We start from the raw sequence: 13,598 nt of genomic DNA on the forward strand, positions 1-13,598 counted from the left end.
CACCCACCATCCAGGCCTCCGCCACCCACACCATCAAGTGCCACGCACCCATCTCCGAGCTGGTCAGCCGCCTAGCCCCAGCAGCAGTCTAGGAAGGAAGAGCCAGCCCGCGAAATATGAAAAACGTTAGGTCATTTCGTGACGACCAAGGGCCCGTGCGCCTATCCCAAGTACCGGCGGATACTGCCCCGCATTATGCGTGGTCGGCCCGGAAGGGCACCACACTCGCCTAACAAAGGAGGCTTGTGAATTGAACGATGTAATCAGCTGGTCCGACCTGCAACGCGGTGATCAGGTTCGCCTTCTATATGGCGAATACAGCGGAGAACCTGGGATTATCGATGACTTCACCGATGACCGCGCAACTATGTGGGTCCGCCTTCAAGACCTCAATGAACGAAAGCTCATTCTCTTAGAAGACGAAGTGGAAATCCTTCGTGCTTAGCGAATTTTCCAAGGTGACAACAGCGTCATTGCTCTCGTCTTTGAACCACCTCGCCAAATCGGCTCAAGTCGCCTTCCAATCAGGGACTGCCGTTGCTATCTCCGCCACTGCTTCTATGTCGCCTCCGAGTGAGCCCGGACGAAGGTGCCCGGGGCCTTGGGGCCTACTCAGGAACACCCGACCTGGCATTCCGCACGGCACCTCCGTGGGCACTGCCTCCATCGAGCGGTTCCTGCGGCCAGTCGCGTACCAGGGCTTCCCCCGGCATCTCCTACCCGAGGCACAGGTCGCGGTGCGAGGAGCACCTCCATCCCGAAACCGAGCGCCCGCCGCGCCCAGCGACCGCGCCGTCAAGGATTCCAAGCTCGGGGAGTTCGCCAGAAAAGTCCGAGAGTTCCGACGGGACGAACTCGTGGCTGAGAGCGACTACGTCGCACTACACGTGCCCCTCAATGAGGACACGCATCATCTCGTAGTCGGGGAGGTCCTCGACCGCATGAAGTCATCCGCGGTCGTCGAAGCGCTCCGCCATGGCGGGATCGCGGGTGCGGGCGTGGACATCTTCGAAAATGAACGACGGCTGGGGCTGCGCCTGACCGAGCTGCTCAACACCATCCTCCTGCCGCACATGGGCAGCGCGACTGTCTCAGTGCGTGCCGAGATGTCCCGCCTCAGCGCCCTAAATGCCACTGCGATGGCCAGCGGACGAATCCCAGATCATGCCGCCACCCGGGATGCCTGGCCACGGCCGCCGCCTAATACAACAGCCGCCACTAACCGGTGTATCGGCGGGCGCACCACGACTTTTTTCAAGCATCCGTTCTACTGATTGGAAGGTAAAATGAGCACAGCTAATTCATTGTTCGCGGTAGAGGTCATCGAACATTTGATAATTCCGACGAGAGACGGGAGGGAACTTTCTGCTCGTGTTTGGAAACCTGTAACAACTGAGAAGTTGCCGGTGATTCTCGAGTACATCCCGTACAGGAAGAGAGACTTCACGCGCGGGCGTGACGAACCAATGCATGCGTACTTCGCCCAACATGGTTATGTCGCAGTACGACTGGATATGGCCGGGTCGGGAGAGTCCCGTGGGGTGATGGTGGACGAGTATGCGCTGCAGGAGCAGGATGACGCTGTAGACGCAATTGCGTGGTTGAGCAAGCAGTCGTGGTGCAGTGGCGCCGTGGGTATGATCGGCAAATCGTGGGGGGGCTTTAACTGCTTGCAGATAGCCGCCAGGCAGCCTCCTGCCCTTCGTGCGATTGTCCCTGTATGCGCCACGGACGACCGCTACGGGGATGACGTCCATTACATGGGTGGTTCACTGTTAGTCGATGGAATTGATTGGGGGGCAGCCCTTCAGACTTTCATGCCTCGGCCCCCGGACCCTGCAATTCTCGGGGAAGATTGGCGGGAGGCTTGGACCGAAAGGCTTACAAATCTAGAGTTCCCGCTTGAACAGTGGCTCCGTCATCAACACCGCGACGAGTATTGGAAACATGGCTCGATCTGTGAGGACTATAGCCAGATCTCAGCTGCCACACTACTCGTAGGCGGATGGGTTGATGGCTACAGGACTGCGATGATGCGAATGGCAGAGCGACTCCCTGGCCCAACGAAATGCATAATGGGGCCTTGGGCCCACCTTTTCCCACATATCGGAGCTCCGGGGCCTGCGATCGGTTTCCTCCAAGAGGTCATCCGCTGGTATGACTACTGGCTAAAAGACATCGACAATGACGTCATGAGCACGCCAAAACTCAGGGCCTTCATTCAGACTAGTGAGCTTCCAGATACTCACCATGAATCGCGGGAGGGCCGGTGGGTGGGAGAGGACGTCTGGCCCTCCCCTTCAACCTCAAATGAGGTCTGGCATCTCACAGACCACGGACTGGCTAGTGACATTGGAGAATTGTCGGAAAAGACCCTTCCTTACCACCTTGCCGTTGGCCAGTTCGGCGGAGACTGGGGGGGCTTTGCTTTACCTCACGAGCAGGCGCCAGACCAACGTTACGATGACTCGCTGTCTCTCTGTTTTGACAGCGATCCTTTGGACGAGCCTTTGGAGATTCTGGGGGGGAGCGTCCTTCGGCTTCAGGTGAGCTCGGATCGGCCTGACGCCATGATTGCCGCCCGCTTAAACGACATTCGCCCCGATGGGTCTGTCGCAAGAGTTGCTTTCGGCATTCTGAACCTCGCTCATCGGGAGGGGTCGGAATTCCCCAAGGACCTCGAGCCGGGAGAGTGGTATGACATCCAGATCGATCTTAGCGCTAGTGGATATCACTTTCCGGCAGGTCATCGGCTGCGGGTATCCCTTTCGCCGTCATATTGGCCAATGGTTTGGCCATCTGCCGAACGGACTCAAATTCGCGTGCGTGGTGTGAGCTCAGTCTCGCTCCCCGTATTTCGTGAGGTGAGCAGTACACCGGTGCTTTTCGGGGAGCCTCAGTCGGCGCCAGGTCCCGATACGCTCAGGCTCAGCGAGGGAAACGAATACCAACGTCTCATCACGTTCGACATCGCGAACAACAGTTTGACGAGAAAGGTCATCGGTGGCGTCGGTGCCTATGCAGGCGAGGGGCTCAACCTCTTTCGAGACATCAACTGGGCGATGGAGTACAACATCGAACGCGAGCAAAGTATCCAGCTTGACGAGCCGACCAGCGCCTCGACAGAGTACAGGCAGGAGATCACGTTCAAGCGCGACGAATGGACCGCGACCGTCAAATCAAAGGTACGTCTTGCAGCGACGAAGGAAGATTTTCTTTTGACCTGCGACTTAGACGTTATCGAGGGAAATGACCTGATATTCACACGAAGCTGGAAGCCCGTCATAAAGCGTATGAACGCCTAAATGGCGCTTGATGGCTACCCTGGGCCATCGAGTAGCTACGGGTAGGGGACCACCGTTGATCGTGAAATCCAGAAGTTGAAAGATCTAGGGCGGGATCCGGCGCCTCGTCTCCGAGCGAGTTGGGCAACCGGTTCCCGTCCTAGAGCCTGGCGGAACCCCAGCGTATAAGCGGCCCTTCGTCTCTAAGCGTGGTTAGGCCCAGCTGAGTTTCAGGGTTTGGAGCGGCACCGGCGTGGCGGCGGGAGAGAGAAGTCAGGGTCTCTTTGAATTGGTAGCGACTAAACAACCATTTTCAAAAGAGACCCTGACTTGTCCCACTTTACTTCCTGCTCCGGCGGGCGGTGGTGTGAGCGTGCCGATACCCTTCTGGGTGTCCCCGGCGTGCACGTCACTTCCGTCGCCGAGACCGCCACCGGCCTGATTGTCCATGTCGAAACCGACCAGACCATCAATGGTTGCCCCGCCTGTGGTGTCGTCGCCGTGGGCCACGGCCGGCGGCAGATCCGTCTGCATGACATCCCGTGTTTCGGCCGGCACGTCCGGCTCGCGTGGGCCAAACGGCTGTGGCGTTGCCCGGACGAACATTGCCCCAGGAAAGTCTTCAGCGAAGAACATCCACTGGCCGGGAAACGGGCGATCCTGACCAACCGGGCCGTCCGCTGGGCGACCGATGCGCTGGAGAAATACGACACATCCGTCTCCGCCCTCGCCCACCAGCTCGGCGTCTCCTGGCGGGCCCTCTGGAAAGGCATTGAGGCCGAAGCAACCCGCCGGCTTGGAAAGCCCGAACGCCTCGCTGGCATTGACGCCCTCGGCGTGGACGAGCACGTCTGGACACACACCGGGTTCCCCGGCACCGGCATGGTTACCGGCATCATCGACCACACCCGCGACGCCGACGGCAACGTCCATGCAAGGCTGCTGGACCTGGTCCCGGGCCGTTCCGGGAAGGCCTACGGCGACTGGCTCAAAGAACAAGGGCCCGGCTTCACCACTGGCATCAAGGTCGCCACCTTGGACCCGTTCCGCGGCTACGCCAACGCCATCCGCGACGAACTACCCGAGGCCATCACTGTGGTCGACGCGTTCCACATCGTGAAGCTAGGAACCGGCATGGTTGACGACGTACGCCGCCGGGTCCAGCAGGACACTCTCGGTCACCGCGGGCGGAAGGACGACCCGCTCTATGGCATCCGCAGAACCCTGCAACAAGGCATCGAATCCCTCACCGAGAAACAAGTCGCCAGGCTAGAGAAAAAGCTTGAGGCCGGCGACCCGGACAGCGAGGTGACCATCGCCTGGCACTCCTATCAAAAGCTCCGGGCCGTCTACCACGCCCGGCCCGAAAAGGGACGCGAGCTGATCACCGAGATCCTCGCCAGCTTCCCCAGCTGCCCGATCCCGGAGATCGCCAAGCTCGGACGCAGCCTGCGGGCCTGGAAGACAGCGATCCTGGCGTACTTCGACACCGGCGGCGCCTCCAACGGCCCTACCGAAGCGATCAACGGAATCATCGAAACCACCCGCAGAATCGCCCGCTGCTTCCGCAACTTCGAAAACTACAGAATCAGAAACCTTCTCGCGGCAGGAGGCCACCGGCCGTACAGGAAGAAATCACCCAACCACGCTTAGAGACGAAGGGCCCCTATTCTGACGGTGGTCAAGTGGCTGCCTGACGTCAGGTTGGGGTGTGGTTTATTCTGACTCGTAAATCTCTGGCACGGTGCGTATGAGCGGCAGCCAGAATCTATGGCCTTTCAATTCGTAGGACATCCTGCTCAGAGGGGCAGGAGGGATGGAGCCCTCTTTGCGGCGTCCAGAGTCCAACGCTGGCGGAGAAATCTAGCTCGGGAATTGGTGCACCTTCCAAACACTGAAGAATCCTGGCCTGGTTATGGTCAGCCAACCAGGGTCTCTACGATCATGGAGCGCTTTAAAGACCCGCGACATTGCCGGGGCAACAGGTGTTGCACACCCGCGGACCCTATCGTTGGCATGTTAGGGCCGAACGAGAAGTTCGACATCCTGTGGAACCACTTCCCGAACTTTCTATCCTTGGACAAGGCGCGAACGAGCCGGATAACGGATCGGACAGAAACCTCCAATTGACCTACATAAAGCAAAGCGAACGGGATGCACACGGCCTGTTACTGGATGCCTCAGCCGTCAGGGACAGGAGCAGGTCGCCGCACGCTCGTACCAGCGTGCGGCCGCCGCCCGCGCCGCCGGCATCTTCAACGCTGAGATCGCACCCATGAGGTTTCGCAGCGCAGAGGCCCGCGCTGGCGGTGGATTCCGATGAGGGTATCCGAAAGGCAAAAGCCTCATCGGGCCGGACTTCGGAGGCGGACGGGTGCTAGTCGGTTTCCGGCCCCTCGCAGTAGTGGCAGCCATCGTCGCAGACATCCTGGGCAGACGGGAATCCCTGCAGTGTCAGCCTTGGGCTGCGGACAAATGGAGTCATTCGTCGGCCGCTATCAGCGTCCAAGGGATGTGGCAGCATTTGAACGGCGCTTTCAGGGCGGGGCTGGCTAGTAACATTCAATGGAGGCTCCTACTGCGGGATGGGCGTACTTTGGTTGGCATGGGCGGGACTTACTCGCGAACGGTGTCCAGGAGACGCAGGGGGACCAGTTCGAGCCGGTGAAGCCACGGACTGTTCTTGTCAGCGGCAATGATGCTTCCCTCGTAGCGTGCCAGTGGTCCTGCCCACCAGCCTGAACCCACCACCCACTGAGATGTCTGTTCACCTGTCTTCGCTCCACGGCACTTGAGGGAGTTCTTGCCGGAGAGCCGCTTGTGGGAATACGTTTCTTCATCATGGATTCGACCTGGTTTCTGTGAACTAACTCCGGGCTGTCTGCTGGGTGTCCCGCGTCATCACTCCGGCAGAAACACCTCCTGCGCCCACTGCGAGCAGGACCAGACCGGTTCCGAGGCCGAGGGTTGATGTGATTGTGCAGACAATCCCGGCCGTCACGAGCAACATGGTGGGACTTTTAGGTTGTCGGGCGTGCGAAGCCAGCCAATTTCCGGCAAGCGGCTCTTGATTGCGGGCCGGGTCCGTCTCTGCCATTGCAATGGGCGGACCCGGCCTTGCCGTTGGTTGTTCTAGATAAGGGCACCGGAAAGGTCATTTGGTGTGCCGAACCTGTGCGCAGTGATGGAGACTGCCTGCTCCTGCAGGAAGGTCAGCAGTTCGACACGGCTGGCGGCGACCACATCGTTGGAGTAGATGGCGACGTCGGGCTTGCCGTCGGCGGCCTCGGCTGTCTCGAAGACCGGTGCTCCGATAAGGCGGATCCGGACTCCCGACTCCGGGCCGGTCTTGCCCGCGTAACGCTGGACCCGGGATGCCCAGCTTGCAGAGTTCTCGACCGCCATAACGGCCCCGAGGTCCCGAAGGACCCGTGCGACAACGTCAGTCAGTGGCTCAGGGGTGCTGACTGTCAGAGCATTGAGCTCCGGCCGTCCGTCCCAGGCAATCAGACCGGCTGAGACGACGCGCAGCAGTTCGGCCAACCCGTGTCCGGACGTTGCCGCCTCGTAGCGGATGGTTACCGGCAGGGGCCGGTAGCGGAAGATGTTCCGCTCGGCCTTGAGTCCTGAGATGTCGCGTGCTGCACCGAATTCTGTCGTCCAGGCCTCGGCATCTGCAATTAACGCCGCTTTGAGCCAGGCGACATCTGCCGCAGTGATGGTCCCTGTGCTGGCGAGGTGAGCAGCTGCGGTCAGGATCTGCCGGGCCGGTGCACCGGGCTGGGTCACTGGGGCGGCTTCGATCGGGGCATCCTTCCATGCTCCGAGGCCGACCAAGTAGTTAGGGCCACCGGCCTTGGTGCCTGCGCCGACGGCCGACTTCTTCCACCCGCCGAAGGGCTGGCGCCGCACGATCGCTCCGGTGATGCCCCGGTTAATGTAGAGGTTTCCCGCTTGGATGTTGTCCAGCCAGTACCGCAGCTCGGCGGGGTCCAGAGAATGCAGGCCGGAGGTAAGCCCGTAGTCGATATCGTTGACGATGCTGACCGCCTCTTCCAAGGTGTCGGCAACCATGACCCCCAGGATCGGTCCGAAGTATTCGGTCTTGTGGTACTCGCTGCCGCGCTTGACGCCAGTACGTATACCGGGACTCCAGAGCATGCCGCTGTCATCAAGTTTGCGCGGTTCGAGCACCCACTGCTCTCCGGCACCGAGCTTAGTGAGTCCGCCAAGCAGCTTCCCGTTCGCCGGTTCGATGACCGGCCCCATCTGGGTCTGCGGGTCAACAGGGTAGCCGACCTTCAACGAGCGTGCCGCATCGACCAGTTGCTGGTTGAAGCGCCGTGATGTGGCGACGGATCCTACGAGGATGACCAGTGAGGCTGCGGAGCATTTCTGTCCGGCGTGACCGAATGCGGACTGCACGACGTCGCGTGCAGCGAGGTCCAGGTCTGCACTGGGGGTGATGATGATGGCGTTCTTGCCGCTGGTCTCGGCGAGCAGGGGCAGGTCCTTGCGGAATGATCGGAACAGTTCTGCCGTCTCGTACCCACCGGTGAGTATGAGCCGGTCCACCTCGGGGTGGGACACCAGGGCCTTGCCGAGTTCCCGCTTGGCTACCTGGACGTACTGCAGCACGTCCCGGTCGACGCCTGCTTCGTCGAACGCTTCCCAGAGGGCCTCGACCATGACTGCACCGCAACGACGTGCCTGGCGGGCTGGCTTGATGACGACGGCGGAGCCGGCGGCCAGGGCGGCGAGGACGGAGCCCGCCGGGATGGCCACGGGGAAGTTCCACGGGGGAGTGACGACGGTGAGCTTCGAGGGGATGAACTCTGCGCCGTCGACGTTGTCCAGTTCCTTGGCCAGTTCTGCGTAGTAGTGAGCAAAATCGATCGCTTCGGACACTTCGGGATCGCCCTGGTCCAGGGTCTTGCCGCACTCTGATGCCATGACTTCCAACAGCTCTGCCCTGCGTGCTTCGAGGCGGACACCTGCCCGGTGGAGAACAGCGGCTCGCTCGGCCCCGGTGAGGGCACCCCACTTTTTGCCGCGGGCAATAGCCGTTTCGATGACTGTCTCGAGTTCGTCCTTAGTGCCCAGTTCATACTTCTCGGCGGTTTCTTTGCCCAATAGTGATAACGGGACCTGGTTGAGTATGGCGCGGCCCCACACGCGGTTAGCCGGCAAGTCGGGGTCGGTGTCGGGGGTGTTGGTGAAGCTGGCTGTGGGCCCGCCGTGACCAATTCCGCCCATTTCGAGCCGTGCCCGGGAGATCGCCTCCGTCAAAGCGGCATCGGCGTCAAAGCGGGTCCGGTCCTGAACACGGTTTGGTCCGGGAACCGTATCTGTGAGGGCAGCGAGGGAGGCCAGGAATCGCTGCTCTTCGCGTTCGAACAGGGCTTCATTCTTGTCCAGCTCGAAGACTGCAGACATAAAGTTTTCCTGGCTCGCGCCCTCTTCGAGACGGCGGATGAGGTAGGCGATGGCTACGTCGAACTCGCTGGGGTGCACGACCGGTGTGTAGAGCAGCAGGGAACCGACGTCGCGCTTGACGGCTTCAGCCTGACCGGTGGCCATTCCGAGGAGCATTTCGAATTCGATGCCGGAGGTGATTCCGCGGGCTTTGCCCAGCAGATGGGCGAGGGCGACGTCGAAGAGGTTGTGCCCGGCCACACCGATGTGGACGTTCCGAATCCTTTCGGGCGTCAGTGAGTAGTCTATGACGGCTTTGTATGAGGTGTCGGAGTCCTGTTTGGAGCCCCAGGTGGCCAGCGGCCACCCGTGCAGGTCTGCATCGACCAGCTCCATGGGCAGGTTGGCGCCCTTAACGACGCGGACCTTGATCGGGGCCCCGCCGTTTGCGGTACGGGCTGCTGCCCATTCCTGCAGCCCAATCATGGCGCTCAGGGCGTCGGGCAAGTAGGCCTGCAGGACTATGCCGGCTTCAAGGTGGCGAAATTCGGGCATCTCGAGCAGACGGGTGAAGACCGCGATGGTCAGGTCGAGGTCTTTGTATTCCTCCATGTCCAAGTTGATGAACTTGCGCGGGGAGGAGGATGCCGCAAGGCGATACAGCGGGGCGAGCTTTTCCACGATATGGCCGACAGCTTCGTCAAAGGCCCAGTGGTTGTGCGGGGCGACCGTGGAGGAAACTTTGATGGAGACATAGTCGACGTCATCGCGGGCCAGGAGCTTCCGGGTACCCTCCAGCCGGCGTGCCGCTTCACCCTCACCGAGGATGGCTTCACCGAGCAGGTTCACATTGAGCCTGATGCCTTCTTTCTTGATCCTCGCGATCGAACGGCCGAGCTTGGCGTCGGTCGCATCGACGATCAAGTGGCTAACCATGTCGCGCAGCACCTTGCGTGCAATCGGGATGACCACGCCTGGCACAACAGGCGCGACGGAGCCGCCAAGAGCGACGGCGGACTTCATGTACCAGGGCAGGAACGCAGGGACTGTGGGTGCGAGCACCTTCAGATTTCTGGCAGCCACAGCCTTGTCCTCCGGGCGGACAACGCCGTCGACAAAGCCCACGGTGAAGGCCAAACCCTGAGGGTCCTTCAAAACGCCGGCCAACTGCGCAGCGGCGGCGTCAACGGGAACTTTTGCCCCCTCAGCCAGCCAGCGACGGACTAATGCCACGGCCTCCTCGGCCAAATCGCCAGGTTGAACCAGCTTGGCCCTGGTCTCTGCAGTGTTATTCATGGCGGTACTCCTCGAAGGGATTTCGTTGGCATTTAGCCGGCTTGGGCATTCTGGTACGGCCTATTGGCAACCAGGAGAATGGGGGGGACCAGTGGGGTCCGAATTCAGTATGAAACGGAAGGACGGTTAGGAAAAGCGATGTTTACTGCACAGTACTGTTCAGAAATCACGATGAGTTGGCTAATCTCGCTTTTTGCCCTACGAGACTAAGACAGAGAAGGCGAAGGCGCCGCATGGCATCAGCGTCGAAATCCAATCAATGAGCCCCCGAGCGTGCAGCCACACTCGTTACGTATCCGGGCACAAGGTCCAATCCGGGAGCTTAGGCCGTGCCGTGATCGGCGGTGTGGCTGGCGCAAGGGGTGTGTTGGTGGACCGGGACACACTGAACACCTGGCCGCCCACGACGGGGACGGGCCCTGCAAAGATGTTCGAGACCGCTGTAGCGCTTCTCAACAACATTCAGGCCCGCGCCAAATTGCTCATGTCCAGGATTGGGGATTTACGGCGTGTGCAGGCACCCGGCCTTCCGCGATGGCGATGGCATTAAGTGCGCTCAGCCTCGCCATTTCATTGCGGACCGCGACCGTGGCGCTGCCGATATGCGGGAGCAGCACCGTGTTCGGCAGGTCTGCGAGGCCTACAGCCAGTCGCGGTTCGTCCTCAAAGACATCCAGACCCGCGCCTGCGATCTCCCCGTTAGCCAAAGCCTGCACCAGCGCGGCTTCGTCTACGACTGGACCGCGCGCGGTGTTAATCAGGATCGCTTCCGGCTTCATCCGCTTCAGCACAGCGGCGTCGACCAGGTGCCGTGTCCGGTCCGTGAGCGGCACGTGCAGGGATAGGAAGTCGCTGCGCTTCACCAACTCATCCCACGGCACCTGTCGGACGCGGCCGGCGAACTCGCCCAGTTCCTCGTTACTGACTGGGCGGTCCCCGGGTGGGCGGGGTGAGAAGATGACCTCGAGGCCGAAGCCGATGGCCCGCCGGGCGACGGCACGGGCGATCCGCCCGAAGCCGGCCAGTCCCAGCACGGCCCCGGAGACGTCGGAGCCGAGCATCAACTCCGGCGCCCAGCCCTTGAACCGTCCCTCGCGGACCAGCCGGTCCGCCTCAACCACGCGCCGGGCGGTGCCGAGGATGAGCAGCAGGGCAATGTCGGCCGTAGCGTCGGTTAGCACTCCTGGGGTGTTGGCGACCATGACGCCTCCAGTCGTGGCTGCGTCCAAGTCGATGTTGTTGTACCCCACTGCGAAGTTGGAAACGCCGCGGATCCGGGCCCGGGCCAGTAGCGGGGCATCGATGACGTCCCGCAGCTGGGTGAGGACGACGTCGTAATCGCCGGAGGCGCATAGCGCTGCGAGGGTTTCGTAGTCCGGCGCTTCGGGCAGGATAGTTACCTCCCCGGCTTCTCTGAGCAGCGGGAGGCCAAGACCCGGAATGGCAGTCGTGACCAGGTAGCGGCTTCTCATATGGATTAACTCTCTTCTCAGGTACGGACGTGTGACGCGATGACCCGCTGGAAGGCCTCGGCCTTGCAGCGCGTGCTTTAGGTGGACTTGGAGCTCCGGTGGTTGGCGGTTCCGCGAGGAGACCTTGGGATAGGTTGACCACCGGCAGAGGGTTCGCTCTCGATGGAACCAGGTCCGCCGGCCTTCGCTTCGAATCTGGCTTCCGGCACGCCAAGACGCACCGCTTCGCGCACCGTTGTGACCTTGCGTTTGATGGAGGGCTTCGTCGTAGGCTGGCTGCCGCCCCCGTAGTGTCACTTCGCGCAGGTCCGCGTGCGGTTCGAGAGCTAAAAATCACGCCGAGGGCTCCTCGCGGCTCGGGGCCGATTTGATCTGGTCAAGTCCATGCCGAGCAGGCCCTTCTTGGTGCATCACAACTCCGGCTGGTGCATACCTTGAGGGTGGAGACAGTTCCTCGTGACGCACTCCTTGAACGTCGCATTTTCGGGCCTACTCGGCGGGTAACAGCGTTTGCAGCTGCTGCACCACTGGCGCAAACTTTCTAGCGTATGTGTCGGCCACGGCCACGTCTGCCGGCGAGTATGCTCCCGCGCGGTCGAGCAGATTGAGGCAGCCCAGAAATTCACCGGCGTCGGTTATCACGGCGTTGATGGCGGCACCCAAACCCAGGGCGGATAACACGTCGTGGTTCTCGAACGCATCCGAATTGATCGTGTCTTCATTTTCGGCCAGGAACGACACCTGTTCGACGACACATTTGCGGACCCAGTCCGCCCCGAGTTCGCGCGAAATTCCGCCGGGCCGGTATATCTCGGGCTGGTTGGAAAAGACCCGGACAAGATCCTGGTAATCCGATCGCCACAGAGAAACAGTCACGAGCTCGCCCCCAAGCCGTTGTCTGGCTTCTGCTGCCAGTGAGCGCAGTTCCTCGGCTATTTGCGCCGGAATTCGTATGGCGGCGATATCTTCATAGACAAACGGCTGTTTCACGGGACAGGGTCCTTTACTTCGGGCTGGATAACTGAGGGTGTGGTTTGGCTGAGCATGAAGACGCCGGCAAGTGCGGCGGCCCCGCCGAGCATGGATGCGGTATTCGGCGCTTCTCCGAGTAGGAGCCAACCGAGCAGGAGTGAGAAAACCGGGACGACATACAGCAGTGCACCACCTTCGGCCACGCTGGTCCGGAGCAGTGACAAGTTCCAGAAACTGGAGGCCAGTGCGGTGGACATCACGGTCAGGACAGCAAGGGCTAGCCAGGTTGATTCGGTGAAACTGGAAGGGTCCGTATCGAACTTTGCCGCCGGCAGGGAGGCCAGCCCACCTATGGCGCTGCCCCAGAACACCACTTCAACCGGGTGCACACGGTTGAGCAGCGGCTGCTGGACGATGAGGAACACGGACAGGACCAGCGCTGCAGCCACGATATAGAGCGCATCCGCGTTGAACCCGACTGCAGCCGAGCCGCCAAGCGTGATTACGATGACGCCTGCTAGTGCTGTCACGATCCCTAGATAGCCCCGCTTGCTCGTCCGTTCCCGCAGCACCAGATAGCCGAGGAAGAACGCGAAGATAGGTGAGATATTCAGCAACAGGCTGGCAGTGCCGGCCGGCACGGTGGTTTGGCCCAGGTTCATCAGTAGTCCGCAGCCGGCGTACCCGAGCAGCGCGACGACCAGCGTTCTCGGCAGGTCCCGAACAGTCAGCCGCAGCCGCTGCCGCTTCAGGAGCAGAAATGCACCCAGGATCACGGCGGCGGATAGGAAACGCACGGGGGTTAGATCCTGTGGTGACAGGCTTTTGAGGGCCTCACGGGTAGCGACATAGGTCGGTGCGGACATCAGGACCATAAGGACATCGGGTCTGCGAAACCATCCCTGCACACGGACAACCTTCCCCTCGTAACCGGCTCTTTGCTCGTCGCTTTTGCTTCGCGCCGAAGTAATTTTCCCAAAACTATTGATCTACATCACGATTTATTCGTACACTACAACAAATAGATCGTCACGGAAAGCAATTACAAAGGAGTAACCCTTGATGGGTAGCTTGATCGATCCCTCTCAGTCCCGCCACTTTTCCCGCCGAAGCATGCTCGTTGGTTCGGCCTTCGCGTTGCTGACACCGGTGGTCCTGG

At 61.0% G+C, this 13,598-nt stretch carries 10 protein-coding genes; 5 read left to right on the forward strand and 5 right to left on the reverse strand.

What is annotated here, in order from left to right; translation table 11 throughout:
• Window positions 1-250 precede the first annotated feature (250 nt).
• The 5 genes from NG696_RS00325 (at window position 251) to NG696_RS20885 (ending at window position 5,607) form a co-directional block, all read left to right on the forward strand.
• Window positions 251-445: a hypothetical protein gene (locus NG696_RS00325; protein ID WP_252573500.1), complete on the forward strand. Its 195-nt coding sequence runs from the start codon at window positions 251-253 to the stop codon at window positions 443-445.
• 205 nt (window positions 446-650) lie between these two features.
• On the forward strand, window positions 651-1,274 hold the full coding sequence (locus NG696_RS00330; protein ID WP_252573501.1) for an NAD(P)-dependent oxidoreductase: 624 nt from the start codon (window positions 651-653) through the stop codon (window positions 1,272-1,274).
• A 12-nt stretch (window positions 1,275-1,286) separates the two neighbouring features.
• Window positions 1,287-3,305: a CocE/NonD family hydrolase gene (locus tag NG696_RS00335; protein ID WP_252573502.1), complete on the forward strand. Its 2,019-nt coding sequence runs from the start codon at window positions 1,287-1,289 to the stop codon at window positions 3,303-3,305.
• Window positions 3,306-3,614: 309 nt separating this feature from the next.
• Window positions 3,615-4,937: an ISL3 family transposase gene (locus NG696_RS00340; protein ID WP_252573503.1), complete on the forward strand. Its 1,323-nt coding sequence runs from the start codon at window positions 3,615-3,617 to the stop codon at window positions 4,935-4,937.
• A gap of 472 nt (window positions 4,938-5,409) precedes the next feature.
• Window positions 5,410-5,607 carry a thiolase family protein gene (locus NG696_RS20885; protein ID WP_252573508.1) on the forward strand — a complete coding sequence of 66 codons (198 nt, stop codon included), beginning with the start codon at window positions 5,410-5,412 and terminating at the stop codon, window positions 5,605-5,607.
• 543 nt (window positions 5,608-6,150) lie between these two features.
• On the opposite strand, the gene NG696_RS00350 is transcribed toward NG696_RS20885, so the two are convergent.
• The 5 genes from NG696_RS00350 to NG696_RS00370 all read right to left on the reverse strand — a co-directional run bounded on the left by NG696_RS00350 (window position 6,151) and on the right by NG696_RS00370 (window position 13,314).
• Window positions 6,151-6,294, reverse strand: coding sequence for a hypothetical protein (locus NG696_RS00350; protein WP_252573504.1), 144 nt, complete (start codon window positions 6,292-6,294; stop codon window positions 6,151-6,153).
• Between the two features lie 122 nt (window positions 6,295-6,416).
• Entirely contained in the window at window positions 6,417-9,995 is a 3,579-nt protein-coding gene (locus NG696_RS00355; RefSeq protein ID WP_252573505.1) for a proline dehydrogenase family protein, read from the reverse strand.
• Window positions 9,996-10,477: 482 nt separating this feature from the next.
• Window positions 10,478-11,467, reverse strand: a complete 990-nt coding sequence (locus tag NG696_RS00360; RefSeq protein ID WP_252573506.1) for a 2-hydroxyacid dehydrogenase — start codon at window positions 11,465-11,467, stop codon at window positions 10,478-10,480.
• Window positions 11,468-11,956: 489 nt separating this feature from the next.
• On the reverse strand, window positions 11,957-12,457 hold the full coding sequence (locus tag NG696_RS00365; protein ID WP_252573507.1) for a GAF domain-containing protein: 501 nt from the start codon (window positions 12,455-12,457) through the stop codon (window positions 11,957-11,959).
• Window positions 12,454-13,314 carry a DMT family transporter gene (locus NG696_RS00370; protein ID WP_308291918.1) on the reverse strand — a complete coding sequence of 287 codons (861 nt, stop codon included), beginning with the start codon at window positions 13,312-13,314 and terminating at the stop codon, window positions 12,454-12,456. The genes NG696_RS00365 and NG696_RS00370 overlap by 4 nt, the downstream gene beginning before the upstream one ends.
• Between the last annotated feature and the right edge of the window lie 284 nt (window positions 13,315-13,598).

This window comes from Pseudarthrobacter cellobiosi (genome assembly GCF_023913755.1).
Taxonomy (GTDB): Bacteria; Actinomycetota; Actinomycetes; order Actinomycetales; family Micrococcaceae; genus Arthrobacter; species Arthrobacter cellobiosi.